19 protein-coding genes are annotated in these 26,634 nt (G+C 33.3%); 7 read left to right on the top strand and 12 right to left on the bottom strand.

Annotated elements, in window-relative coordinates; genetic code table 11:
- Positions 1 to 14 precede the first annotated feature (14 nt).
- Entirely contained in the window at positions 15 to 1,418 is a 1,404-nt protein-coding gene (locus ABD963_RS02045; protein WP_345275269.1) for a SusD/RagB family nutrient-binding outer membrane lipoprotein, read from the bottom strand.
- Between the two features lie 103 nt (positions 1,419 to 1,521).
- Entirely contained in the window at positions 1,522 to 4,782 is a 3,261-nt protein-coding gene (locus ABD963_RS02040; protein WP_345275268.1) for a SusC/RagA family TonB-linked outer membrane protein, read from the bottom strand.
- A gap of 204 nt (positions 4,783 to 4,986) precedes the next feature.
- On the opposite strand from ABD963_RS02040, the gene ABD963_RS02035 reads away from it, so the two are divergent.
- Positions 4,987 to 6,144 carry a hypothetical protein gene (locus ABD963_RS02035; protein ID WP_345275267.1) on the top strand — a complete coding sequence of 386 codons (1,158 nt, stop codon included), beginning with the start codon at positions 4,987 to 4,989 and terminating at the stop codon, positions 6,142 to 6,144.
- 35 nt (positions 6,145 to 6,179) lie between these two features.
- On the opposite strand, the gene ABD963_RS02030 is transcribed toward ABD963_RS02035, so the two are convergent.
- The 5 genes from ABD963_RS02030 to ABD963_RS02010 all read right to left on the bottom strand — a co-directional run bounded on the left by ABD963_RS02030 (position 6,180) and on the right by ABD963_RS02010 (position 15,695).
- Positions 6,180 to 7,022, bottom strand: coding sequence for an alpha/beta hydrolase family protein (locus ABD963_RS02030; protein ID WP_345275266.1), 843 nt, complete (start codon positions 7,020 to 7,022; stop codon positions 6,180 to 6,182).
- Entirely contained in the window at positions 7,009 to 9,777 is a 2,769-nt protein-coding gene (locus tag ABD963_RS02025) for a PD-(D/E)XK nuclease family protein (RefSeq protein ID WP_345275265.1), read from the bottom strand. Before ABD963_RS02025 ends, ABD963_RS02030 begins: the two co-directional genes overlap by 14 nt.
- Positions 9,778 to 9,854: 77 nt before the next feature.
- Positions 9,855 to 11,222 (bottom strand): OmpA family protein, encoded by a 1,368-nt coding sequence (locus ABD963_RS02020; protein ID WP_345275264.1) that lies wholly within the window; start codon positions 11,220 to 11,222, stop codon positions 9,855 to 9,857.
- 123 nt (positions 11,223 to 11,345) lie between these two features.
- Positions 11,346 to 12,539 carry a glycine C-acetyltransferase gene (kbl, locus tag ABD963_RS02015; RefSeq protein WP_345275263.1) on the bottom strand — a complete coding sequence of 398 codons (1,194 nt, stop codon included), beginning with the start codon at positions 12,537 to 12,539 and terminating at the stop codon, positions 11,346 to 11,348.
- 21 nt (positions 12,540 to 12,560) lie between these two features.
- Entirely contained in the window at positions 12,561 to 15,695 is a 3,135-nt protein-coding gene (locus tag ABD963_RS02010; protein WP_345275262.1) for a UvrD-helicase domain-containing protein, read from the bottom strand.
- Between the two features lie 133 nt (positions 15,696 to 15,828).
- On the opposite strand from ABD963_RS02010, the gene ABD963_RS02005 reads away from it, so the two are divergent.
- Positions 15,829 to 16,437, top strand: coding sequence for a superoxide dismutase (locus ABD963_RS02005; RefSeq protein WP_345275261.1), 609 nt, complete (start codon positions 15,829 to 15,831; stop codon positions 16,435 to 16,437).
- A 64-nt stretch (positions 16,438 to 16,501) separates the two neighbouring features.
- Here ABD963_RS02005 and ABD963_RS02000 read toward each other — a convergent pair whose 3' ends face one another.
- The 5 genes from ABD963_RS02000 to purN all read right to left on the bottom strand — a co-directional run bounded on the left by ABD963_RS02000 (position 16,502) and on the right by purN (position 21,984).
- Positions 16,502 to 17,236, bottom strand: a complete 735-nt coding sequence (locus ABD963_RS02000) for a DUF6090 family protein (protein WP_345275260.1) — start codon at positions 17,234 to 17,236, stop codon at positions 16,502 to 16,504.
- A gap of 523 nt (positions 17,237 to 17,759) precedes the next feature.
- Positions 17,760 to 19,658 (bottom strand): amidophosphoribosyltransferase, encoded by a 1,899-nt coding sequence (locus ABD963_RS01995; protein WP_345275259.1) that lies wholly within the window; start codon positions 19,656 to 19,658, stop codon positions 17,760 to 17,762.
- A gap of 91 nt (positions 19,659 to 19,749) precedes the next feature.
- On the bottom strand, positions 19,750 to 20,676 hold the full coding sequence (locus ABD963_RS01990; RefSeq protein WP_345275258.1) for a PfkB family carbohydrate kinase: 927 nt from the start codon (positions 20,674 to 20,676) through the stop codon (positions 19,750 to 19,752).
- 56 nt (positions 20,677 to 20,732) lie between these two features.
- The gene (locus ABD963_RS01985) at positions 20,733 to 21,371 is read right to left on the bottom strand and encodes a ribonuclease H1 domain-containing protein (protein ID WP_345275936.1); all 639 of its coding nucleotides are present in this window, start codon (positions 21,369 to 21,371) and stop codon (positions 20,733 to 20,735) included.
- 43 nt (positions 21,372 to 21,414) lie between these two features.
- Positions 21,415 to 21,984: a phosphoribosylglycinamide formyltransferase gene (purN, locus tag ABD963_RS01980; protein ID WP_345275257.1), complete on the bottom strand. Its 570-nt coding sequence runs from the start codon at positions 21,982 to 21,984 to the stop codon at positions 21,415 to 21,417.
- 275 nt (positions 21,985 to 22,259) lie between these two features.
- Here purN and ABD963_RS01975 point away from each other — a divergent pair, with 275 nt between their 5' ends.
- The 5 genes from ABD963_RS01975 to pyk all read left to right on the top strand — a co-directional run bounded on the left by ABD963_RS01975 (position 22,260) and on the right by pyk (position 26,536).
- The gene (locus ABD963_RS01975; protein ID WP_007647141.1) at positions 22,260 to 22,493 is read left to right on the top strand and encodes an acyl carrier protein; all 234 of its coding nucleotides are present in this window, start codon (positions 22,260 to 22,262) and stop codon (positions 22,491 to 22,493) included.
- 12 nt (positions 22,494 to 22,505) lie between these two features.
- Positions 22,506 to 23,756 carry a beta-ketoacyl-ACP synthase II gene (fabF, locus tag ABD963_RS01970; RefSeq protein WP_345275256.1) on the top strand — a complete coding sequence of 417 codons (1,251 nt, stop codon included), beginning with the start codon at positions 22,506 to 22,508 and terminating at the stop codon, positions 23,754 to 23,756.
- A gap of 7 nt (positions 23,757 to 23,763) precedes the next feature.
- Positions 23,764 to 24,504 (top strand): ribonuclease III, encoded by a 741-nt coding sequence (gene rnc / locus ABD963_RS01965; protein WP_345275255.1) that lies wholly within the window; start codon positions 23,764 to 23,766, stop codon positions 24,502 to 24,504.
- A 116-nt stretch (positions 24,505 to 24,620) separates the two neighbouring features.
- On the top strand, positions 24,621 to 25,100 hold the full coding sequence (locus ABD963_RS01960) for an IPExxxVDY family protein (RefSeq protein WP_345275254.1): 480 nt from the start codon (positions 24,621 to 24,623) through the stop codon (positions 25,098 to 25,100).
- Complete coding sequence (pyk, locus tag ABD963_RS01955) at positions 25,100 to 26,536, top strand: pyruvate kinase (protein WP_345275253.1); 1,437 nt, start codon at positions 25,100 to 25,102, stop codon at positions 26,534 to 26,536. The genes ABD963_RS01960 and pyk overlap by 1 nt, the downstream gene beginning before the upstream one ends.
- Positions 26,537 to 26,634 lie beyond the last annotated feature (98 nt).

Here is a 26,634-nt window from a genome sequence, read left to right as displayed (position 1 = left end):
TAAATCAAAGTTTGCTATTGGTTTATTTGTGTTTTATCAAAGAAATCAGGTATAGGATTAGGAATGTTGGAGTTCCTGTCAATCTCTGATTGCGGATAAATAAAACGTTGAGGTAAAACACTACCATTATTCGGAGTAATTGGAACTCTAACGGCAGACTCTGTTTCTGTTCTTCGAGTATCATTAAAAACTTCAATTTGTCCAAATAAAGTAACATAACGTTCTTCCAGTATTTCCCTTAGTAGCGCATTATCGGCACTTATGTTATCAGGGTTTTCTATGCCACCAGAATTAAAATCTGATGCCGTATAAGCTTCATATAAAATATTTGCGGCATTGGCATTTCTCAAGTAGCCGCCGCTATTCATAAATGCTCTAAAATTATTTAGGTGAGTTAATCCGTTTGCAAATCCATTTGTTCTGAATCCCGCTTCGGCTAAAATTAAAAGATTTTCTTGATAAGTAACCAAAGCAGCTGGAGCAGTTTGGGCTGCAAAGCCATTACTTGTATTAGGTTGAACGCCTAAAGCGTTGGTTGTAAAATAAAAATTGTTTCTACCAATTTCATTAGTTTTAGAATTCCCTCTATACGTTGAACTTGTTGGATTGATTAAACCAGACATGAAACTGGAAACAACCAAATCACTTTGTCTAACCTCAACTGCGAAAAATTGATAGTTTAAATTAGAGTCCTCAGCAGCAGTACCATGAGGACCATTCATGCTATTATTTAACGAATTAATACCGTTTTGCGCAGCAGCATAGGCTTTAGGATAATCTTTTACATGCATATAAAATCGTGCCTTTAAGGTATAAGCGTTTTGGATCCAAGCCTGAGGGTTTCCATCAAAATAAATATCAGAACCCGTAGCTGGTCTGCCTGAACCTTGCTGTAAATTTGAAATGGCTTTATCCAACAATGCTTGAATTTTAGAGTAAACGGCCATTTGATTTTCAAACATTGGATCTGAAAAATTGATATCAACAGCTTCATCAAAAGGAATATCGCCATAAAGTGAGGCTAGAGTGCCAAATGCTTGCGCTTGCAAAACCTGTGTTATTCCAATAGTTATGGCTCCTGCACCATCAGTTATTGCTGTTTCTTCAGTAACTTTTGCATTTCTTAAGGCATCTACAAAGCCATCATTCCAGAGACTATTAAAGTCACCTGGTGTAACAGAGTACTCATTAAATCCAAGATGTTGTCTGTTTATTCCGGTATATTGGCCCGCAAAAATACAAGCTCTTCTGGCATTTTCTCCAGTTTGAAATAAAATACTGCCCACCTGAGCCCCTGTTAAAATATTTTGATAAGCACTTTGGGTTAGGTTATTAGGATCATTATTTATGTCCGCTACCAAATCACTACAAGATTGTGTTAGAATAGCTATAAGAAATAATAAAATATATGATTTCATAATTAAATATTTGTTATTTGGATTTTTATATGTTGTAGCCTCAACTGTTTTTGTTAAAGTGGTGAAAGTTTGTGATAACGAATTCATAATATTATTTTCTTGATTATAAATTTAATGTTACACTAAAAAGAAACGACTTGGTAGCAGGATTATTAAAATAATCAATTCCTCTTGCTGCACTAACCCCAGATAAATTAGTATCTGGGTCATTACCTTCAAACTTAGTCCATAAAAACAAATTTCGTCCTGTTGCAGAAAACTCAACAGATTTTAAGCTTGTTGTATTTTTTAACCAATCTGATTGCCATAAATATGATAAAGTAAGCTCTCGTAATCTCGTCCAAGAACCATCTTCTATATATAATTCATCATTCCCCCCACTAAAAAAACCACCATCACCAGTATACCAAGGCTCAGTTAAAGCTACGGGACCTGCACCAAAATCTGCTACATTACCACGAAACGTTTCACCTATGTTGATGATGTTGCCATTAGCTTCAAAATAATTTCTTGTGGCAGTTACTTGATTTCCTGTATCATACCATATTCCATAATCTCTTAGAGCAGATTTTGTTCCGGCAAAAATATCAGCTCCTTGGTAGGTTTCAAATAAAACGGAAAGTCTAAAATTTTTATATTTAAATGTACTGGTAATACCACCTTGCCAATCTGGATTTGGATCACCAATAACCCCTTCTCCTGTTCTATCTTGCTCAGGAAATCCATACTCATCAAATACTATCTCCCCATCTTCATTTCGCAAAGTTCTAGACCCCCATAAAACACCTAGGGGTTGTCCTTCTACGGCTCTAGAGTCTACTGCTGCTAAGCCCCCTAGAGGTACTGATAATGCACCATCTAAATCTGTAACTAAATTCCTAACTCTTGTAAAATTAGCATCAATTGACCAAGAAAAATCATTCGTGTTTAATATTTTATATCCTAAATCTATTTCTAATCCTTTGTTTTCTATTTCTGCCCCATTGGTATAAATTAAAGAATAACCAATTGAGTTTGCAACTGGAAAATTCAAAAGAACATCCTCGGTAACATTTTCAAAATAGGTTATCCCAAAAGAAAGTTTATTTTTAAAAAACCTCAAATCTGTACCAAGTTCAAATTCTTTTTTACGTTCTGGTTTAAGGGACGCATTACCTCTATTTGTGCTAGGTACAAAAGTGCCGTTGCCAAACAACCCAGCATTTAATCCTCCTCCAAGAGCATCGCTATATGTTGGTGATACAAAGGTATTTAGGGTTTTATAGCGTTCAGGTTGAACACCAACTTCGGCATATGATGCTCTAAGCTTTCCAAAGGATAAAAAATCACTATTCTTAAAAATATCTAATTGTGAAAATTGCCATGCTAAGGATGTTGAAGGGAACATAAAAGGTTTGTCTGAATTTTCACCGAATGTTGATGCGTTTTCAATTCTAATGGTACTTTCAACAAAAAACATATCATAAGCCGAAAAAGAGAGTGATGAATATAAACCAGCTGTTCGTTCTTGACCAAATGAACTGCTGACCACCGTATTTTCTATAAGTGTATTATCGATATCGCGAATACCACTAGCTACATCTAAAAATTGTATAAAACCTGTTCCTTCTACACCATTAACGTTTCTAGATTTACTGTTGTAATTAAAGCCTATTAAAAAACTACCATCAGTAATAATGTCTTCAATATTAAATGTAGTTTTAGCTATAAAATCGGTATTAAAAATGGTGTTAGAAGCAGTAGATTGGTCTATGAAGCCTGATGAAAATGCACCAGAGGCAGAGCCAGGGGTTATAAATTCAGACTTATTCTCACTGTAATGATCAACCCCCGCTCTGGCTATAAAGGTTAACCAGCTGTTGGGCGAGGTCATAAACTCAAAATTAGTAATAAAACGATTGACATTTGCAGTATTTTCTTGCTCGTTAATAGTCCAAAGCGGGTTGTTAAACCTTGCGTTATTATTTTCTCCAATTGGATCTCTATAAGATCGATGTCTATTTGGAATTGGTGAACTATTACTAGAGGCATAATAGTCCCCGCGATAACCAGAAATATCAAAATCGACAGGAGTTCTTAGTAAACCCAAGTAAAGCCCCGAGGAATTAGCACCTAACCTAATACGATTTGAAGATGTTCTTGAATAGGTAGAACTTACTTTTAAACTGGTGGCATCTGTAAAATTTTGTTTAGCATTAAACCTAACCGTAGATCTTCTATAATCAGAATTATTTCTTACTATTCCCTTTTGATCCAAATCACTTAAACTAAAAAACATAGTACTTTTTGCAGTGCCTCCACTAATGCTTAAATTATTTTCTAAAAAATGCCCATTACCAAAAATTTGGTCAAAATTAGAATCATTATAGAGGGCTTGTGAGTTCTTATTTAAAATAGGATAATAAACTCGTCCGTCCTGGTCTAAATAAAACCCTCCTGAAGTATCGAATTCATCATTTCCACCAGATCGGGCTGAAATTAAATCCCCCCAAGAGTTTGTTACTCTAGGATCATTATTGAAAAGTCCATTTTCTCCTTGGCCATATTTTGTTTGAACAGGATACTTTGCATTAATCTGGTCTAAGGAATAAGTGGATTTTAAACTTACAGACAGCTTGCTATTATTCTTTCCCGTTTTGGTCGTAATATTAATAACCCCCCCTAGAGCTTGCGTACCCCATAAAGCCGCTGCTGAAGCTCCTTTTAACACAGTAATGGATTCAATATCATTTGGATTGATATCGTTAAGACGAGATTGTTGGCTAACACCTCCTCTATCGCTATTTCCACGAACATCATTGCTTATTGGGATACCATCTAAAATAATTAGTGGTTGATTTTCTCTGGTTATTGTTGAAAGCCCTCTAATTTGAATAAATGAACCAGCTCCTGGATCACCTGAGTTTCTCGATATTCTCACACCAGATGATTTACCAGATAACCCATTTATAACATTACCTTCGCCAGACTCAGCTATGGCACCCCCTTTGACAGTTGAACTTGCATAACCCAAATTATCCTTTTTCTTTGTGAATCCTATGGCATTTACAATTACAGCATCTAAATTTTCCACATCCTCTATCATGATGACATCTATGATAGTTTTATCTTTTACTTCAATCGTTACGGTTTTAAAACCTATATAGCTAAAAGTTAAACTAGGATTATTTGTTTCCAAGGTAATTAAATACTTTCCGTCAAAATCTGAAATAGCCCCGTTGGAGACATTTTTTTCTATAACACTTACACCCGATAATGGTACACCCTGCTCGTCTGTAATAGTTCCTTCAACAACCACTTGAGATATTAACATTTGAAATGAAAAGAGAAAAAGAAAAATTAATGTTTTAGTTATGCATTTCATCTTAATATTGTTTTTAAAAGTTTAGTTTTACTTTAAAATTATAATTCATTTACAGAAGGACTTAAATAGGAAAGCCTTAAATAATCAGTGAAATTTTTCTCAAGTATATAATTTTTTGACATTATTTTTATGGTTTTAATAAATTTTATCAAATTTTATCAAATTTAATTACATTTAAGTACTTTTAAATCTATACAATTTTTAATGGAGAGTCATAAAAATACAGAAGACCTACACAAAAAATTTATTGCTAAATTGGCAATACGCTATGGCGTATTTGATGATTTAACAAATAAATTTGAGTCTACAAGCAACTCTATTGTTGCAAGGGATTTATTTTATAGCGATTCTCAGTTTTCTAGACTAATAAATAATACGGCCTCTGAAGGAGAATTTAAAAGAGCTTTGGGCAATATAGAACGCCTACTTGTTTTAGATCGTTTAAAAGAAGGAGTACCAGAAAGTGTAATTAATCCTAGGAAAAAAGAGCCTTTAAACAGAAATATTTTATTTTTAGCTATTGGTGTTTTAGGACTTTTAATAATTCTATCATCATTATACTTTAATAAATTTGTCGGTAATAAAAACGGGAATGTAGCCACTAGCGATTCTCGGTACGATATGCTTCAATGGGGTTTTGAGAACAACTTTATACAACCTTATGTAAAGCTAAAAGAACTTCCTAAAGATTGCTATTACCCTTGTTATAAATATCAAGGAAAATGGCGTTTAAAAAATGAGTATAAAATACCATTTTACAGAGAAAGAAATGGGTTTCACTATGTAGCAAAGGAAGCGATTATGTATGCGAGATGTATGGATGAAAGGGATGATAGAGGCGAATCTTTTGAAGGATATGAATATCAAAAACACGAGATATGGTACGATAAGAGAGAGTTTCCAATTGACTCTTTCATAACCAAAGGATCGAACACACAAATAAGAGATTCCTATAATTTTTCTGATTTAAACGAAGATGAAAATTTTATTAAAATTGCTTATGTACATACTTTTTTTAGAACAGAATTTAAAATTGATAGTAGTTTAATAAGTAGAACAGGAAAGGCACTTGGACGAGATATTGAATTTGTAAATGATAAATTATTAAAAGAGCAACTCAAAAATGATGGTTCTTTAGTTGGAATAAAAGATGAAATAAAAGCCATATCAATAAACCGTTTAGAAGATTATTCAAAACCGATTACTTGTCAACCTACACTTGCCCCTGATGTTAATTTTAACCTTGTAGAGGAGGGTGATGAGATGAGTTTTAATTGTCATTTTAGTATTGGTCATTTTATTGTCAATTATAATAAAACTTATGTTTTTCAAGATCAATACATAAATAATTATTGTAGATAATTATTTATTTCCATCTTATTTCCACAATAACTTATTTAGTCTTTTATAAAAGCTGTCGTTTTTTTTATAACTATTTTTAATTCCTTTGGTAATGAATCTTTTTTCCATGGGTGACTTGCTGAAAAGACATGATTGGCTCCTTCAATAATTTCAAGGCAACTTTTTTTGTTCCACTTATGCAAGCTATAAGCTTCATCAATTAAAACACTCGTATCATCATCTCCATGAATGATTAAATAAGGTATTTTTAAATTTGAAACCGCTCGTTTTATGGAAAGACGTTCTTCATTAGCAATAAAGTCTTCATAAAATTGGTAATAGTGTGGCATTTGTTGTTTGGTTCGCCCGTTTAAAACATATTTGACTCCGTCATTTTTCCATTGTTCTAAATCACCTTTGTTAGAAGTTCTAGCACCAAAATCACAAACACCTGCAAGACTTATTACTTTTGTTATTCGAGAGTCTTCTTCAGCTTTTATGGTTACAATGCCACCAGCCCTGCTATGCCCAATAAGGTTTATATTGTTTACGTCTCCTTCTTTTTTTATTTTGTTGTTTGCATATAACCAATCTATTACAGTTTCTAAATCGTCCAACTCCTTGGTATAATTATTATTCCCAAAAGCCTCTAAATCTGGAAAGTCTATGGGTTGTACAACGGTTCCTCCATTGTGTGAGAAATTAAATTTTATAAAATAAAAACCAGTTTTAGCAAAAGCTTCAGCCATCAAATTCCATGCGCCCCAATCTTTAAACCCTTTATAGCCATGGCAAAATACAATAATGGGTTTGGGCTTCTTATTTTCAACATAAAATACATCAGTAAGAATGGGTTTACCGTGCTTACCTTCTAAAATAATATTTTTAGTGATTTTCATTTAACACCTCTTTTTCAATAAAATCAATATTAGGATTACAAATTTCTAGTATAAGTTTTTTGAGTTCTTCACTAAAATTTTCTATGGTTTCTTGGGTAATTAAAAAGTTTTTGTTTCTGTTAAATGCACTTTCTTTTTTTGAGAATTTTAAAAACCCTGAACTTAAATTTTTAAATGAAATAATACCGGCCTCAATAGGAAGATGTATCGTTTTTGATTGTACCATCATTAAGGCATAACATAGTACTTGAAAGCTTTTGCTATACTTTTTATAATCGGTGTTCAAATCTTCCCAATTAACAATCTCCACTTGATTTTGTTGTACACTTCCCGTTTTATAATCAATAATTCTGGTGGTTCCGTTATATATATCAACTCTATCAACTTTTCCTTTTAACTTAACAGGAAAGTTAAGTTCTGGAATATCAAGTAAAATAGTATTCTCAGTTTCAATAGCTAATATTTTTATTTCATCTCCAGCTTCTAAATTTTTTATTTCCAAATCTAAAAAATTTGACACATAGCGTTTGGCTATTTCAAAGATGATGAGGTTTTTGCCTTTATTTATATCACCTTCTTTATATTCATTTTTAAAATGATAAGTGACGGTTTCTTCTATTTTAAACTTGAGTTTTTTAATGGTTTTAGGAGTTAAAAATTGTCCTTCTAAAGGCTTGTAAAAGTCCTCTAAAGTATTATGCACTACGGTTCCTAAAGTATTGGCGGCAACGGTTTCCTCAACATCGTTATGTTCTTTTATTTTTAATATTTTTTGATAATAAAAATCAATAGGATTTCTAATATAATTAGTTAATGATGATGGTGAGAAACCAACATTTGCTAATGGGATAATCTCTTTTAGAAGCGTATCCGTTTTCCTAACTATATTTAAATGAGTTTGAATAATGGGTACCTTTGGCGTTACAATTTGATGATTTATATGATGTATGCCTTCTAATTCTAATTGGGTAATAAATCTACTCTTTTCACCCCCAGTCAGCACGTCTGCTTCAGTGTTGTATAAAATGAAAATATTTTTTGCGCGCTGTAATAGATGGTAAAAATGGTAAGTATAAACAGCGTCCTTTTCTTTATAGGTTGGTAAATTATTTTCCAATTTCAAATCAAAAGGAATAAATGAATTGTTGCTTTTGCCTGATGGTAAAATACCTTCATTGACAGAAGAAATAATAACGTTTTCAAAATCTAAAACACGCGATTCCAACATCCCCATTATTTGCAATCCCTGCAAAGGCTCACCTTGAAAATCCAAACTATTATTGTTTAAAATATCCTTGTAAACGTTATGCAGTGATGATATATCTGAGATATGATTATATTCTGAATTTAATCTTATAAGTTCGTTAAAAAGTTCATGGAAACGAAAGGTATATTCTAAAGCTAGCAAATGTCTTGGTTTATCTTTCTCCAAGTAATTTTTAATGGATACAATTAACTCTTGACAATTTTTAAGACAGGTTTCGATTGAATTATACCAATCTGAGAATAATAAATGTAATATATGTGAAGCTTCTTCATTAGTTATTTCTAAAATTCTGCCCTTATTTAAGTAAACTAAATTATTGGCATCAATAGTTTCAATTATTTTAGCTGATAAATCGTTACCATTAATATTAAGCAATGGTTTTATAAATTGATGCGACAAAATTTTAATTACGTCTTTGTAATAAAATGAATTCGAAGTTTTGTGTAAATGAAACAAGGCTTCAAATAGGGTAGCCAAAGGAATGGATTTTAAAGGGAAACCCATAGTTATGTTTAACGCAATAATAGATTTAGGAAGTGAATTAAGAACGGGAATTAATAAATTTTCATCACTTAAAACTATTGCGGTATTTTGCAATGAGGGGTTATTTTTTTGTAAGTTTGATAAAAGCGATCCCATGTGTTTTGCTTGACCAATATTTTTTGGAATACCATATACAGATATGTTTTTTGGTTTTGAATAGTATTCTGTTATCCAATTGAAAGGATGGTTTTTAAAAAATGGCCATTTTTTATGCTGTCTTATAAATAATGCAGCGTCGTGATTGGGGTTATTTGTGAAAACAGCATCAGTATCCCAAAAAATGGTTGCCATATCGTTTTGGAGTAATTCCTGAATGATTGTTTCTTCAGCGGTATTTAAGGCATTAAAACCTAAAAATACGTGTTGTTTTTTGGAATTATTTTGAATATAATCTTCCAGGCTGGAGACAGCTTCTCTATAGATTAAGCCTTGATATCCTAGTTTTTTACCTATAAGAGATTTAGTAAATTGGTTGTAATATTTATGGAGCTTATTCCAAAAAGATAAATATTTTTTAACAAAATCTGTCTTATTTTCTTCTAACGACCAGTGTTTTAAATCTTGAATAGCACTTAGATAATTAAATATTTTTTCCTGCGGAATTAAATAGCGATCTATTTCGTTGAAATCCTGAAGTAATATTTGTGCCCACTTTGAAAACGATTCAAAAGTATCTCGATCTTCTTTTTTAGTTATTTCTTTATAAGTATTGTAAAATTCAAAAAGAAGTTCTGTATTTGTAATGGTTTTTAATTGTGATAATACCTCAACAAATTCCTCTATACTAAGGATTTCAGGAGAGAATATGGTTTGTTTGGTAATAATGTGTAATTGATGTTTTAGAAAAAGACCAGCTCTTTTACTAGGCAAAATAAAAGTTAGCTCGGAAAGATTTTTGTTATTATTTTTTAAATCTTGTAAAACATCAAAAATGAAAGTAGTCATATCATAAAAATAAAAAACGCTTCGGATTTCCGAAGCGTTTTTTGTAAACTTATTTTAAGGAATTAATTAGCTAATAATTATTTTGCTAAGTTAATTTCTACACGTCTATTGTTAGCTCTACCAGCTCTAGTATTGTTAGTGTCAATTGGTTTAGATTCACCGTAACCAAGAGCAGATAATCTAAATTCATCAATACCATTTTCAACTAAATATTCTTTCACTGAAAGTGCTCTAGCTTCAGATAATGATTGGTTTAGTTTTTCACTACCAACACTATCAGTATGTCCTTCAACTGTAAATTTAGCACTTGGATATTCTTTAAGAATAGCAATAATATCCGCTAAAACTTTTGCAGACTGTGCTTTTATAGTTGATTTGCCAGTATCAAATAAGATTGTTTTAGCATATTCGTTAAGCGTTTTTTGAACTTCAGCACTAACTTCTGGACAACCATTGTTAGCTACAGTACCTTTAACATCTGGACATTTATCATCTTTATCTATTACACCGTCACCATCAGTGTCTGGCCATGGGCAACCTTTGTTTGCAGCAGGACCAGCTGTATTAGGACAAGCATCGTCAGCATCAGTTACACCATCACCATCAGCATCTGGACAACCAGCTAAAGCTTTTAAACCAGCTACAGTAGGACAGTTGTCATCTTTATCAGCAACACCGTCACCATCAGTATCAGGACATCCATTCATTTCAGCTAAACCAGCTTCATTGGGACAATCATCTTTAGAGTCTTCAATGCCATCACCATCAGTATCAGGACATCCATTGAAAGCTTCTAAGCCAGGAACATCTGGACAAGCATCATCTTTATCATAAATACCATCACCATCAGTATCTGTACCACCAAATTTAATTGATAGACCAACTGTATGTTGGAAATGCGTTTGTAAATAATCTTCAAAAGCATGTTTGTATGCTGTCTGAACTGTTAAGCCGATATTTTCACTGAACCAAACATTTAAACCTAAAGTTCCGTTTAAAGTACCAGCACCAATTTCATCTACCCAAGTGTAACCACCACCAACACCTAAATAAGGATCGATTTTTGTTCCAGATAAGAAATTGTATTTGATGGTACCATCAACAGCATAATAAGATAAATCATCCACTCTTAAGGCACTCCCATCAGGATTTTCACCCCATTTTTCTATTTTGTTTATGGATCCAGCTACACCAAATGAAAATCCATCACTTAGATATTTGGATACAGAGATGGTTGACAAAGAAGGTAAAATGTTGTAGTTGTCAACATCAAAGAATTTACTAAAAACAGTTTCACTAAAAGGCACATCGTCTCCAGAGGGATATGCATCAACTGCGTTAATACCTATGGTAATTTGCCAAGGGTTGTTTTCGTCTTGCGCATTTACGTTGCTATAACCAAGTACAAGCAACATAGCGAACAATAATCTGCTAAGATTTTTCATATTCAAAAGTTTAATTTTTAAGTGTTAATTGTAAACAAAAGTAAGTTGTTAAATGTTATTAACAAAGACAAATATATAAAAAAATACAACAAATGGTTTATTCATCGATATTTCAGAATGATTTTAGATAATTTTTAATTTTTTGCCAACCTTAGTGAAAGCTTCAATGGCTCTATCTATATGTGATTTAGTATGGGCTGCCGACAATTGCACTCTTATTCTGGCTTTTTCTTTTGGAACTACGGGAAAAAAGAACCCAATTACGTAAATCCCTTCCTGCAAAAGCATATTTGCCATGGTTTGCGATAATTTAGCATCATAGAGCATGACTGGAACAATCGCAGAATCCCCATCAATAATATCAAAACCAGCTTCTTTCATGCCTTTTTTAAAATAGTTGGTGTTCCATTCTAGAGTATCTCTTAACTTGGTATTGTTTTTCAGCATGTCAAAAACCTTAATGGAAGCGCCAACAATAGCTGGAGCCAGCGAGTTAGAAAATAAATATGGTCTTGACCGTTGGCGCAACATATCGATAATTTCCTTTTTACCTGTTGTATAACCACCCATGGCGCCACCCAAAGCCTTTCCAAGTGTGCCAGTAATGATATCAATTCTACCCATTACACCTTTTTCTTCTAGCGTTCCCTTTCCTGTTTTTCCAATAAAACCAGCAGCATGACATTCGTCAATCATTACCAAAGCATCATATTTCTCAGCTAAATCACAAATTTTATCAAGCGGCGCAACTAATCCATCCATTGAGAAAACACCATCGGTAACTATAATTTTAAAACGGGCACCGTTTTCATTCGCGGCAATAAGTTGTTTTTCCAAATCCTCCATATTACTGTTTTCATAACGATAACGAGCTGCTTTACATAAACGAACACCATCAATAATGGAAGCATGGTTTAAAGAATCTGAAATAATAGCGTCTTCAGCCCCGAGTATAGGCTCAAAAACACCACCGTTGGCATCAAAGGCGGCAGCATACAATATGGTATCTTCGGTTTGATAAAATTCTGCTATTTTTTGTTCAAGTTCTTTGTGGATGTCTTGTGTGCCACAAATAAAGCGAACCGAACTCATTCCAAAACCATGGCTATCCAAAGTATCTTTTGCAGCTTGAACAACTTCTGGATGTGATGATAGCCCAAGATAATTGTTGGCGCAAAAGTTTAAAACGGTTTCTCCTGTATTTAAAGTTATTTCCGCCCCTTGAGATGATGTGATGATGCGTTCTTCCTTAAAAAGTCCGTTATTTTTAATCTCTTGAAGTTCTTCTTTTAAATAATCTTGCAGTTTTCCGTACATAGTTTTGAGTTTTATGCAAATTTAAACATCTTTCACTTTTATATCATCGTTTATGTACACAAGTATTTTCTTTTTTATTTTCAAATTCATGTCTTCCAAAACATCTTGATATAATTGCAATTGTTGTTCGTGTTTTTTGTCTTCAACACCGGTTTTGTAATCAATTATTACAACTTCATTTCCTTTCACAACGAGCCTATCAGGTCTAAGAATTTGGCCGTTTTTAGAAATGATATCTCGCTCGTTATAAATGGTGTAGTTTGATGTGAAAAAATCTTCAAGTTTTGGGTGTTCTAGAATTTGAAGCACCAAAGGCTTTAGTATAATTGCTTGTTTTTCATTAAGCAAGGAAGTATTTAAAAAATCACTGATTGCAAAATCGATGTCTTCTTTAGTTTTTATTTCAGCCAATATATTATGTATGAGATTTCCTTTTTCAATGGCCTCTTGTTGATTGGTATCCCAGAGCAAACCAGATTTTGTTACTAATTTTATATTATGGTCTTCTTTTGATGTTGAAATAAATTGATTCTGTAAAGTAGTGGCTTTTGAAGGTGATGTATTTTGAACAGTTCTTTCTGGATTTCCGAAGCTGTACTTTAATTGCGAATCTTGCCATAAACCTAAATGAGAGAGATAATTAATAAGCAATCCCGAATATTTTTTTTCATTGACGATACCTTTTGAGGAGATATCTTTTGCTGAAATAACATACAATTGCTCGATAGCTCTTGTTAATGTTACGTAAAACAAATTAATATTGTCTAACTCCAGTTCAGATTGATGCTTGTTGTAAATTTCTAAACCTTCTTCGCCAAAACACTCAAAATCTTTATTGTAATTTAAGAGTGTATAAGAGAAACCTTGGTATTTTTCTTCATCCAGTTTAAACCATTCTTTTGGCTCCAATTCTCTGTATATATCCAAATCGGCATAAGGGAAAATAACCACAGGAAATTCTAATCCTTTGGATTTATGGATGGTCATAATTTGAACCGCATTTTGTCCTTTGGGCGAAATAATACTTAAACTTTCTTTTTTCTTATTGAAATACTCTAAAAACCCAGAAATATCAGAGCCTTTTTTTTGCGAAAAATCTAAAACAACATCCAAATAAAATTGTATGTAAGCATTGGATATTTCAACCAAATTAAAACTTCTTACAATGGTTTCGGCTAAGTCATAAAGCGGCAGTTGCAATAAGTTTTCACTGTTTATAAAAACATTAAAAGCCTCGAAACTTTTAAATAGTTTATTAAGCGAAAGGCCTAAATGCTCATTAAAAAAACCGTGTTTATCTTCAATATTATAAAGTGTGGTTAAATAATTTAAAACCGAAATTTTTATTTCGTTGTTTTTGGGTTGAATTAATAGCGATAAAATATCATTTATAAAAGCAACTTCAGGAGCCTTGTAAATCAAAAGAGTTTCAGATGAAATGATAGGAATATTACGTTGGCTTAAATAATTTGCCACAGCAACACCTTCCTTTTTCTTACGTACCAAAACACAAATGTCCTCGAGATTATAACCGTTTTCTATGCAATTTTTGATGGTTTTAAAAACGTCCTCTGAAAACAATTCATCTCTATCATCTTCTTTTTCAATATCCAAAAAAGATAATTCCACATAGCCGCTTTCTTTTTTTGTTATAATTTGGTTTGAGTTTTCATATAGGTTTTTATAATCATCATTGTTAAAAACGGTATGTGCTAAAAACTTAAAAAAGCCATTGTTAAAATCGACAATTTCTCTAAAGCTTCTGAAGTTTGAAGGAAGATTTTCAACATGCTGATTAACAAACGGAAATGGTATTTTATCTTTATTGAACAAATTTATAAACTGTTCTGCTTTTCCGCCTCGCCATCGGTATATGGCCTGTTTAGCATCGCCAACCAACAAGGAGCTTCCCGATTCGGTAGACAGTGAATTTCCTAATAAGGGCATTAAGTTTTCCCATTGCATTACGGAGGTATCCTGAAACTCATCAATGAAATAATGGCTAAATTTTTCGCCAATACGCTCGTAAATAAATGGAGTAGGTTGTTCTTTAATTTCGTTGCTAATAATGGAGTTGAATTCTGAAATAAGCATTTTGTTTTGGGCTTCTTTCAAGGTGTTTAATTCTTTATTTATGGCATTTAAAACCGAAAGCGGTGTGATGTTTTTATAGAAATTTTTCAAGAATTTAATTTGAAAAACAGCCTGCTTTGTCTCATTAAAAGCGGATGCTATTTGTGGTTGAATTTGATCAATTGTTGATGCAAGATCTTCTGTTACGCGTTTGGGGTATAAGGTATTTGATTCTATATTTTCTTGCCATTTTGTACCAAAACTCACATCAAAATTCTTTTCAGTTAACTTTTGAAAATGCTTGGGCAAATAACTTCCAGAGAAATCATCAAACTGTAAACCCGCTTCTTCAATTAAGGTTAAAATATGTTTTGCTCTTTCAACAATGGTTGTTTCGGTAGCTGCAATATCTTTTTTAAGTTGGTTTTTTAAAGCCTTAAAATCGTCTAAAGTTTTGTCCTTTAACTTCTCAATAAAAGGAATATCATTTTCGTTAACCAATAATTTCGCAATCTTATTAAAATCAAAAGACACGTCCCAGCTTTTATCGTCATCAGCTTTTTCAATGGCAAAATCCACCAAAATATTTGTTAGTTCTTCATCTGTTCCAGCTTTAGATATTAAGCTATCAACAGCTTCATTTAAAAGAGTGTCTTGGTCTAATTCCACTTCAAAATTTAAAGGTAGTTTTAAATCGTGGGCAAAAGTCCTGATGATTTTATGGGTAAAACCATCAATAGTCGAAATATCAAAAGCCGCATAATTGTGTATGATGGTATTTAGTAATATGTCTGCTTTTTTATGAAGATCTATTTGATTCATTTTTAACTCTTCAGCAATGGCAACAAACATTTCGTTTGTGTTCTCTAAAATGTTTGTATCGGCAAAGGTTTTTAGCATATCAATTATGCGATCTTTCATCTCGGCGACGGCCTTATTGGTAAATGTAATGGCTAAAATATTTTTAAAATGATAGAGGTTGTTTGACGCTAATAAAATTTTTAAATACTCTTTTACAAGTGTGTATGTTTTTCCGCTCCCAGCAGAAGCATTGTAAATTGTAAAAGGAGTATTATGTTGCATCTAACAAAATTTGCATACAAGATAAAAACTATCAATGAGTTGATAGCAATTAATTATTTTAATTGAAGTCTTTTTGTCTGTAAATGTTTAAATTTGATAGAAATTGAATATTAATATTATAAAACAATAAATTATGGCTTTCGAATTACCGAAATTAGGATATGCTTATGATGCTTTAGAACCTCATATAGATGCAAGAACCATGGAAATACACCATACTAAACATCATCAAGGATATACAAACAATTTAAACAATGCAATAGCAGGAACCGATTTAGAAGGAAAATCTATTGAAGATATTCTTACAAATTTAGACATGAATAATATGGCCGTTAGAAATAATGGTGGCGGATTTTACAACCATTCCTTATTCTGGGAGGTTATGAATCCTGAAGGAAAAGGCTATTTATCCGGAGAGCTTAAAGACGCTATTGAAACTGCTTTTGGTTCAAAGGAAGGTTTTATGGATGCTTTCTCAAAGGCTGCAGCCACGCGTTTTGGTTCAGGATGGGCTTGGTTGTGTGTTCACAAGGGTGGTAAAGTTGATGTTTGTTCAACACCTAATCAAGACAATCCATTAATGCCTGGAGTTGGCTGTGGAGGAACCCCGATTTTAGGAATTGATGTTTGGGAACACGCTTACTACTTAAACTATCAAAACCGTCGTCCAGATTACATCAATGCCTTTTTTAATGTAATTAATTGGAACGAAGTTGAAAAACGTTACGCAGAAGCTAAGTAAAACAAACTTTATTTAATAAAAAAACCCACTAATTGTGGGTTTTTTTATGATTTTATAATACCTTTTATTTGCCTCTTTCGCTTAATTCTATCTCTATAAGTTTTTGTAATTCTTCGTTTTCCATTATTCCGTTTTCATACAACTTGTTCATGTAAACATAAAAAATTAGTGCTTGTTTAAGGGCTTCTTTAAAATGTATATTGTTTTGTGTCTCCAATAAATTAATGGGTTCTGCTAAAGTTTGTCCTTCGCCAAATATCACTTTAACATTTTTATGGAATTCACTTTCATGGAGTACTTTGGTAGACTCATAATCTCTTCTCAAATCTTCAGTGATATAATAATATTTAAAATCGTATAATTCTGAAATAGCAATTCTAAGAGAATCACTTTTAATAATATCCACTCCCTTGGCTTTTAGGTTTGCATATGCTACGGTTATGGGTTCAAAATTACCTCTGCCAATTAAGTTAAAATAAGACAACCTTAAGGAATCTGTTAAAGGCGTTTTTGCTTCCAGATGCTCTAATACCTTTTTATTAACTGTTATTTTATCTAGGTTAAAATTAATCTTAGAATTTAGATTGTTAACATCCTTTTTAAGATTAACTAAAATTTCTTTTAGGATATTAGTTTCAAGTTTTCGTTCAATTCTTTCATTATTCCAATTATTGATTTGTAACGCAATCAATATTCCAATAACCACAAGGATAATTTCGCCAAATGCATATTTTAGGTATTTGCTAGTTTCCCCATTTACAAGTAGTTGCCGCCGGATGTGTCTAAAAAATTTTATCATGGGTTAGAGGTTTCAGCGAAAAGAAAGGATAATACATTTCCTATAAACTTTTATCGCCATATCATGTAAAGATAGTTTTTTAGGCAAAATTGAGTACAAGAAAAGGTATCCATTTTTATGGAAACAATAGAAAATGAAAAAGGCGGACGAGTGTCCACCTTTTTGCCCCAAATCTACCATAAACTTAACCTACTTATGTTATGGTGGTTCAAATATATAATGGTTAACGAGCTTACAAAAATATTTTAGTTAAACGACGTAAATATTGGCTTAAAAGAGATTGTAGAAAAAAAAGGGAATTCTATAAAATTATAATTAGGGATTTTTAGTTCCATAAAAAAAGGCGAACAGATGTTCACCTTTTTTTGCCCCAAATCTACCATGAACTTAACCTACTTATGTTATGGTGAAACTAAAGTATATGTAATTTTACATATTCTATTTATTTTTAGATAAACGGCATATATATCGGACGAAATGTATTTTGAAGATTTTTTCATGGCTAAAATTATTAATTTGATAATTAATAGGCACGTTCTTTGTTGCCTTCGTAAAAGTTAATAAAAGCTCTGTTTACAACTCGGTTACCACCAACGGTTGGATAGTTTCCTGTAAAATACCAATCGCCCAAATGTTCCGGGCAAGCCTTATGCAAATTTTCTACAGGTTGAAAGATAATTTTAACTTCAGCATTGATGCTTTCATGACTTAATAGTTCTGATATTTTATCTGAAATTTGTTCTTCTGTAAAAGGGTCGTAAATTTCCTTTACAAAGTTTTGCACATATCTATCCTCTAGTTCTGTTTGCTCAATACACTTCTTATAAACCTCTTCTATAATATGATATGTATTGGCTTCTTTTAATAATTCTAACGCCGCTCTAAAAGCTACTAAATCTTCCAATCGCGCCATATCAATCCCATAACAATCTGGATAACGTATTTGTGGCGCTGACGACACCACAATAATTTTCTTTGGATGTAAGCGATCCAACATTTTTAAGATACTCTTTTTTAATGTGGTACCTCTTACGATGCTGTCGTCAATTATAACCAAATTGTCTGTAGGCTTTATAACGCCATACGTTACGTCGTAAACGTGCGCTACCAAATCATCGCGACTACTATCTTCAGTAATAAAGGTTCTAAGTTTTACATCTTTGATAGCAATTTTTTCAACACGTATCCTTTCCGATAAAATTTCCGTCACTTTTTCTGCTGAAATATTTCGTTTTCCACTTAAAAGGGTTTTGGTTTTGGTTTTATTCAGTTCATTTTCGGCGGTTTCCACCATGCCAAAAAAGGATGTTTCAGCTGTGTTTGGAATGTATGAAAATACCGTATTTTTGGTATCATTATCAATTGCCTCCATAACTTTGGGCATTAATAATTTACCCAACATTTTGCGTTCTTTATATATTTCGGCATCACTTCCTCGAGAAAAATAAATACGCTCAAACGAACAGGCTTTTCTTTCTAAGGGCTCTAAAATTTTCTTGATAGATACTTTACCCGATTTTTTTGTGATGATGGCATGCCCGGGTTCTAACTCAAAAACATCCTCAAATTTTACATTAAAAACCGTTTGGATTACTGGACGTTCTGAAGCAACTACTACAATTTCGTCATCTTGATAATAATATGCAGGCCGAATACCAGCTGGATCTCTCAAAACAAACGAATCGCCATGACCAATAAGTCCCGCCATGGCATACCCGCCATCCCAGTTTTTAGCGGCACGTTTTAATATTTTGGCAACGTTTAAACGTTCGGCAATTTGAGGTGAAGCCTCTCTCTTATTATAACCTTCTTTTTTTAAATCTTTATATATTTTGCTAACGGCATCATCCAAAAAATGTCCTATTTTCTCCATAATAGTTATGGTATCTGTGTATTCTTTTGGATGTTGTCCTAATTCAATGAGATTACTGAAAAGCTCTTTAACGTTGGTCATATTAAAGTTTCCAGCCATAATTAAATTTCTGTGCATCCAGTTGTTTTGTCTTAAAAACGGATGTACACTTTCAACACTATTTTTACCAAAAGTTCCGTATCGCACATGGCCTAAAAACACTTCCCCTATATAAGGGATATTCTTTTTTTGAGCTGCTACATCATTTAAATATTCAGGATGTTCGTTAAACTCTTTATTAACTCTATCATTTATTTGAGCAAAGATATCTTGGATAGGTTGTTGGGCTACAGATCGTACTCTACTTATATAGCGTTCTCCAGGTTTCACATTTAGTTTAATGCTCGCAAAACCGGCGCCATCTTGCCCACGATTGTGTTGCTTTTCCATCATGAGGTACATTTTGTTTACGCCATAAAATGCACTTCCATATTTTTCTTTGTAATACTCTAATGGTTTTTTAAGTCTTATGAGGGCAATCCCGCACTCATGTTTTAAAGCATCGCTCATGGTTGTGTTGTAGTTTTTAATTGCTCCAAAATTATAATTTTTTTGGATTTAGTTTTAAATAAAAAACGCGCCCAATTTTGAGCGCGTTTTTTTATAATAATTCAATATTAAATTGTGTTAGTTGCTTAAATTCCTGCATGCGTTTTAAGACCTCATCGTCTTTCAAGTTCAACATACGTTCTGTACCAAATTTTTCTACACAAAAGGAGGCCAATGTAGAGCCATAAATGACCGCATTTTTCATGTTTTCAAACGAATAGTCCTCAGTTTTTGCCAGATATCCAGCAAAACCACCAGCAAATGTATCTCCAGCTCCTGTAGGGTCAAAGACTTCTTCTAATGGCAAAGCAGGGGCATAAAACATATGGCTATTATGAAACAACAAAGCACCATGCTCCCCTTTTTTAATCACGACATACTTTGGGCCCATACTATGGATTTTGCGAGCAGCAACCACTAACGAATATTCGCCTGTTAGTTGTCTAGCTTCCTCATCATTTATAGTAATCACATCAATGCGTTCAATAACCTTATGTAAATCATTCAAGGCACTATCCATCCAGAAATTCATGGTATCCAAAACCACTAATTTTGGTTTTTCCTTCATTTGGTCTAAAACACTAGATTGTATTATGGGGTGTAAATTCCCAAGCATAACCACTTCAGCATCACGATAATTTTCGGGAACAACCGGTTTAAAATCCGCAAGCGTATTCAGTTCTGTTATTAAAGTGTCGCGAGTATTCATATCGTTATGATACTTTCCACTCCAGAAAAATGTTTTGCCTTCTTTTACAATATCGACACCTTCAATATCTATGTTTCTATCTTTTAAAAGGTTTAAATATTCCTGCGGAAAATCACCACCAACCACTGAAACGGCTGCAGCATTAATCTTAAAATGTGAAGCAGCTAAACCTATAAAGGTAGCGGCACCACCAAGAATTTTATCGGTTTTCCCGAAAGGCGTTTCAATAGCATCAAAAGCTATGGTGCCTACTATAACTAATTTGCTCATTAAGGCATTTTAAAATTTGCTGCAAATATAAGCCTTTTAACTGCTAAAAACCGAATTTATTTTCTGCCAAAATCGGCAGGGATTTCGCCCCAAGCTTTGGTTTCCCATTTTACAATAGGCGTGCTGTAGGTATTATTTTTTAACCAATTAACGGCTCTATCAACCAGTTCAAACAAAGCTTTGTTTTTTTCGTTTCGCTCTAATTTAGTGTTACAGGTTTTCTTTTTCACCCAACTTATAGCCGTTTTAGAGTCGGTATAGATCATATGAGAACTATTGTTCTTTTTTAAAAACGCTAAACCATGCACAATGGCCAGAAACTCACCTATGTTATTGGTACCTTCTTCAAACGGTCCTTGAATAAAGAGTTGTTTTTTTGTTTTGGTATCAACGCCTCGATATTCCATTTTACCTGGATTTCCAGAGGAAGCGGCATCTACTGAAATGGAATGGTAATTAGGCTGCCCAATTTTTTTAAGTTGCGCTTCAGAAAGTTCACTTTTAAATTTTGAGGTTTTACCAATATAGTCTTTGTAGTTGCCTTTTAGAGCGGCTTTTGCAGCATCAAAGGTTGAAAACGATTTGTAAATAGCGCCTTCAAAATTGGTTATTTGGGCTTTACAATCGTCCCAAGATTCAAAAACGCCTGTGTTATGGCCTTTCCAAACGGTATAATATTTCTTTTTGTTTGACATATACGTCATCCTGCACTTGTTTCAGGATCTTTAGATTTATTATCTATTTATTCTTAAGAAGTTCCTCAATAACCTTCGGAAAATGTTCCATCTCTAATTCGTGAATTTTAGCTGCAACATCTTCTGCTGTATCAGTTGGGAGCACCTCACATGTTGCCTGAAAAATAATAGCACCTTCATCATAATGTTCATTAACGTAATGAATGGTAATGCCTGTTTCGGTTTCTTTATGGTTCACAACCGCTTCGTGCACATGTATACCATACATACCTTTCCCTCCATATTTGGGTAATAATGCAGGGTGAACATTAATCACTTTATTAGGAAATTCATTTAAAATAGCTTCAGGGAATTTCCACAAAAAACCGGCTAAAACAATTAGGTCTGGATGAGCTGCTTTAAGAATATTTAGCACATCATCTGTTTCATAAAACGCTGTTCGGTTAAACGATAAACCACTCACTTTCAAATTTTTAGCGCGTTCTAATACTTTGGCATGGGGATTGTTAGTAAGCACCTGAATAACAGATGCATGATTTCTGTTTTGAAAAAACTTAATTAAATTTTCAGCATTAGTACCACTTCCGGAAGCAAAAATCACAATACGTTTCATCAAATGAGCTTTATTTTAAAATTAATGTCAGATGTAATGAGTCAATTGAATTTACCTGAATGTTATCAAAATTCTTAAGTTCTTCTAAAAAACAGACCATCAATGTTAGGATTATTCAAACAAAAAAAAGAATAATTATTAACAATTAGAAGGTAAAATCCAAATACTTAAAAGTAATTTATTAAATTACAATCACATTTTTAAATTAAAGATGTGTTTTAAAAATAAAGTTTTTTATTTTTGCCAACTAATTAAAACCTTAAAACTAAAAGATTATGTCAGACATTGCATCAAGAGTAAAAGCGATTATCGTAGACAAATTAGGAGTTGATGAAAACGAAGTTGTAACTGAAGCTAGCTTCACAAACGATTTAGGAGCAGACTCTTTAGATACTGTAGAATTAATCATGGAATTTGAAAAAGAATTCGACATCCAAATTCCAGATGATCAAGCTGAAAATATTGCAACAGTTGGTCAAGCTATATCATACATAGAAGCTGCAAAATAAGCAAAACACTTTATGGATTTAAAGCGAGTTGTAGTCACAGGATTAGGAGCTTTAACACCTGTAGGCAATACCAAAGATGAATATTGGGAAGGCTTAATTGGTGGCAAAAGTGGTGCTGCGCCTATAACCTATTTTGATACCGATAAGTTCAAAACAAAATTTGCTTGCGAATTAAAAAACTTTAATGCTACTGATTTTATAGACAGAAAAGAGGCCAGAAAAATGGACAAATTTGCGCAATACGCTATGGTTGCTGCAGACGAAGCCATTGGGGACTCTAAGTTAAATCTAGAAGAAGTTAATAAATTGCGAGTAGGTGTTATATGGGGTGCAGGAATTGGTGGTTTGGAAACCTTTCAAGACGAAGTTTTAAACTTTGCTTCAGGTGATGGAACACCGAGGTTTAACCCATTCTTTATTCCTAAAATGATTGCAGACATTGCGCCTGGTAACATTTCCATTAAGTATGGTTTTATGGGACCAAATTATACCACCGTCTCTGCTTGTGCGTCCTCTGCTAACGCTATGTTTGATGCCTTAAACTCCATACGTTTGGGACATTGTGATGTAGTTATTACAGGAGGTAGTGAAGCAGCAGTTACCATTGCAGGTATGGGTGGGTTTAATGCGATGCATGCCTTATCCACAAGAAACGAAAGTCCGGAAACTGCTTCTCGTCCGTTTGATGCTACCAGAGATGGTTTTGTATTGGGTGAAGGCGCTGGAGCTCTCGTTTTGGAAGAGTATGAGCATGCCAAAGCTAGAGGCGCAAAAATATATGCGGAATTTATTGGAGGAGGCTTATCCTCAGATGCTTACCACATGACGGCACCACATCCAGACGGTATAGGAGTTATTGCTGTTATGAAAAATTGTTTAGAGAATGCGGGAGTGAAACCAGAAGAAGTAGATCATATAAATACTCACGGTACCTCAACGCCTCTAGGCGATGTAGCAGAGCTTAAAGCCATTTCAGAAGTGTTTGGAAGTCATGCTAAAAACATAAATATAAATTCAACCAAATCAATGACGGGACACCTTTTAGGTGCAGCTGGAGCTATCGAAGCTATATCGGTTATTTTGGCTATGGAAAACGGCGTTGTCCCTCCAACCATTAATCATACAACAGTAGATGAAAACATTGATCCTGAATTAAATTTAACTCTTAACAAAGCTCAAAAGCGTGACGTTAAAATAGCTATGAGTAATACATTTGGATTTGGCGGACATAACGCTTGTGTATTATTCAAAAAATTAGATTAAATCCCGAATGAGGAACATTCGTAACATATTAAATTCCCGTTTTAAACGCAACGGGAATTTTTTTATGGAGTTAAATAACATTTTAGGATTTAAACCTAAACAAATAAAGTATTACCAAAAAGCCTTTACACACCGTTCTATGAACACAAAAGACAGTAAAGGCAATCCTTTTAACTATGAAAGGTTGGAGTTTTTGGGAGATGCTATGTTAAGTTCCGTTATTGCGTCTCATTTGTATTTGGAGGTGCCAAGTGGAGACGAAGGGTACTTAACCAAAATGCGCTCAAAAATTGTAAGTCGAGAACATTTAAATGAATTGGGAAGAGACTTAAAGCTTATTAATTTTGTGGAAAGCAAAATTCCCGCAGGACATTTTGGAGATAATATTCACGGTAATTTATTCGAAGCTTTGGTTGGAGCTATATTTTTGGACAGGGGCTATAAATACTGCGAAAAATTTATTTATAAACGCGTTATTACCCCTTATGTTGATATTGAAACTTTGGAAGGTAAGGTAATTAGCTATAAAAGTCTGTTAATTGAATGGTGCCAAAAGGAGAAAAAGACTTTTGGTTACAACGTATACGAAGATACTGGGAATGATGAAGTAAGACATTTTTCGGTAAAACTTTCCATAGACGAAAAGGTAGTTGCAAAAGCAAGAGCAACTTCCAAGAAAAAGGCCGAAGAAAAAGCTTCAAAGCGCGCCTTTTTTGCTTACCAAAACAGAATTTCAAAAACCATTTAAAAATTTTAAAGTTAAAATACAACTACAACGTTTTAGTTGTCTTTGTTGTTAAGATTACTATAATCTTAATAAACTCAATATTATAAATATTATATTTACGAAGTTTTAGGTAAGTTATGGCTGTTCACAAACTTAATTTTGATGATGCTTTTGATGAGGTGTTATATACCTTAATAGCTATGCATTGTTCTCTTGAAGATTACAGATTAGCTTATCTTTTAAATAAAAATTTAGGAATATCTCTTAAAAGAAAATCGGAAGATTTAGATTACAGCAGTGGACTGGCGTCATACTCAATTTTTGAATGGGAAGACAGTAAACAATTAATAACTTGGAATTTGGTTTCTAACATATGTAAAACCCAAATCATTCAAAAGGCTGATTACCAATCGTTATTTAATACCACACAAACCAAAACTTTTTATTTATTACCAGAATACAAAGCGGTAAATTATTTTTTAAAAATAGACAGTGAGTTCAGTTTCAGTAAAGAAAAATTTATTTTAAACCATATCCTAAGTATGCCTCAAATTGTAACAGCATACAGTATTAATACCAATCAATTACAATCAAAAGAAAATCTAATTTTTAGCTAATGTCAATAACAAAAAAAACCAAAATAGTAGCCACTCTCGGACCCGCTACAAGTACCAAAGAAGTTTTAAAAGGCATGCTTGATGAAGGCGCAAACGTTTTTAGAATTAACTTTTCTCACGCCGATTATAAAGATGTTAAAGAACGCATCCAAATGATACGCGATTTAAATGACGAATTTGGTTACAATGCCGCTATACTAGCAGATTTACAGGGGCCTAAACTTCGTGTTGGGGTTATGAAAGAGGAGGTGGTTGTAAGTCCAGGAGACGAAATTATATTTGCCACAGGAAAACGATTTGAAGGCACAAAGGAACGTGTTTATATGACGTATGATAAATTCCCGCAAGACGCGAAACCAGGTGAGCGCATTCTTTTAGATGATGGCAAACTAATTTTTGAAGTCGTTTCAACTAATAAAAAAGACGAAGTAAAAGCGAAGGTTGTTCAAGGAGGACCATTAAAATCCAAAAAGGGTGTAAACTTACCTAACACCAATATTTCGCAACCAGCCTTAACCGAAAAAGATATTGAAGACGCTATTTTCGCTATAAAGGAAGACGTGGACTGGATTGCTTTATCCTTTGTTCGTCATGCAGAAGATTTAATGCAACTCCGCGATTTAATAGCTAAGCATAGTGATTACAAAATTCCCATTATAGCAAAAATTGAAAAGCCAGAAGCTGTAGAAAACATTGATAAAATTGTAGCACATTGTGATGGTTTAATGGTAGCTCGTGGCGATTTAGGAGTAGAGGTTCCAGCCCAAGAAGTACCGCTTATTCAAAAAGAATTAGTATTACGTGCAAAGAGAGCCAGAATTCCTGTAATTATAGCTACCCAAATGATGGAAACTATGATAACAAGTTTAACTCCTACACGAGCAGAAGTAAACGATGTAGCAAACTCTGTAATGGATGGTGCAGATGCGGTAATGCTTTCTGGTGAAACATCTGTTGGGAAATACCCCATACAAGTAATTAAGCAAATGGCAGACATTTTAAAGAGTGTCGAAAATTCAGAACTTATAAAAGTGCCACAACTACACCCTCATATTCGTACCAATCGTTACATTACAAAAGCGATCTGTTATCATGCCGCAAATATGGCGAATGAAATTAATGCCAAAGCCATTTCAACATTAACAAATAGTGGTTACACTGCATTTCAAATTTCATCTTGGAGGCCACTGTGTCACATACTAGTTTTCACATCCAACAAACGTATTTTAACCCAGTTAAGTTTACTATGGGGAGTTCAAGCCTTTTTCTATGACAGCTTTATCTCAACCGATCAAACAGTTGTAGATACGAATAGAATTGCAAAAGCTGAAGGATATGTAGCTAAAGGCGACATGGTTATTAGTTTAGCATCTATGCCAATGGCAGAAAAGGGTATGGTAAATACACTACGAGTAAGAGAAATTACAGGAGATTAACTTTTTTAAATTATCAATATTTGGGCGTTACCCTTTTTAACAAAATAAAAAGGGTAACGCTTTTTTTTTATCTGATAATTTAGCCGGTTTTTAATAAC

The organism is Litoribaculum gwangyangense (genome assembly GCF_039543505.1).
Classification (GTDB): domain Bacteria; phylum Bacteroidota; class Bacteroidia; order Flavobacteriales; family Flavobacteriaceae; genus Litoribaculum; species Litoribaculum gwangyangense.
This window is presented reverse-complemented; position numbering and strand designations above follow the sequence as displayed.

Bases quoted from the DNA above. Each gene is read 5' to 3' on its own strand.
- ABD963_RS01985 (WP_345275936.1), bottom strand. From the start codon at position 21,371: ATGTCAAACAAAAAGAAATATTATACCGTTTGGAAAGGCCATAACACA.
- ABD963_RS02045 (WP_345275269.1), bottom strand. From the start codon at position 1,418: ATGAAATCATATATTTTATTATTTCTTATAGCTATTCTAACACAATCT.
- ABD963_RS02010 (WP_345275262.1), bottom strand. From the start codon at position 15,695: ATGCAACATAATACTCCTTTTACAATTTACAATGCTTCTGCTGGGAGC.
- ABD963_RS02040 (WP_345275268.1), bottom strand. From the start codon at position 4,782: ATGAAATGCATAACTAAAACATTAATTTTTCTTTTTCTCTTTTCATTT.
- ABD963_RS01990 (WP_345275258.1), bottom strand. From the start codon at position 20,676: ATGAGCAAATTAGTTATAGTAGGCACCATAGCTTTTGATGCTATTGAA.
- ABD963_RS02005 (WP_345275261.1), top strand. From the start codon at position 15,829: ATGGCTTTCGAATTACCGAAATTAGGATATGCTTATGATGCTTTAGAA.
- pyk (WP_345275253.1), top strand. From the start codon at position 25,100: ATGTCAATAACAAAAAAAACCAAAATAGTAGCCACTCTCGGACCCGCT.
- ABD963_RS02000 (WP_345275260.1), bottom strand. From the start codon at position 17,236: ATGATAAAATTTTTTAGACACATCCGGCGGCAACTACTTGTAAATGGG.
- fabF (WP_345275256.1), top strand. From the start codon at position 22,506: ATGGATTTAAAGCGAGTTGTAGTCACAGGATTAGGAGCTTTAACACCT.
- rnc (WP_345275255.1), top strand. From the start codon at position 23,764: ATGAGGAACATTCGTAACATATTAAATTCCCGTTTTAAACGCAACGGG.
- ABD963_RS01960 (WP_345275254.1), top strand. From the start codon at position 24,621: ATGGCTGTTCACAAACTTAATTTTGATGATGCTTTTGATGAGGTGTTA.
- ABD963_RS02035 (WP_345275267.1), top strand. From the start codon at position 4,987: ATGGAGAGTCATAAAAATACAGAAGACCTACACAAAAAATTTATTGCT.
- ABD963_RS02030 (WP_345275266.1), bottom strand. From the start codon at position 7,022: ATGAAAATCACTAAAAATATTATTTTAGAAGGTAAGCACGGTAAACCC.
- ABD963_RS01995 (WP_345275259.1), bottom strand. From the start codon at position 19,658: ATGAGCGATGCTTTAAAACATGAGTGCGGGATTGCCCTCATAAGACTT.
- kbl (WP_345275263.1), bottom strand. From the start codon at position 12,539: ATGTACGGAAAACTGCAAGATTATTTAAAAGAAGAACTTCAAGAGATT.
- ABD963_RS01975 (WP_007647141.1), top strand. From the start codon at position 22,260: ATGTCAGACATTGCATCAAGAGTAAAAGCGATTATCGTAGACAAATTA.
- ABD963_RS02025 (WP_345275265.1), bottom strand. From the start codon at position 9,777: ATGACTACTTTCATTTTTGATGTTTTACAAGATTTAAAAAATAATAAC.
- purN (WP_345275257.1), bottom strand. From the start codon at position 21,984: ATGAAACGTATTGTGATTTTTGCTTCCGGAAGTGGTACTAATGCTGAA.
- ABD963_RS02020 (WP_345275264.1), bottom strand. From the start codon at position 11,222: ATGAAAAATCTTAGCAGATTATTGTTCGCTATGTTGCTTGTACTTGGT.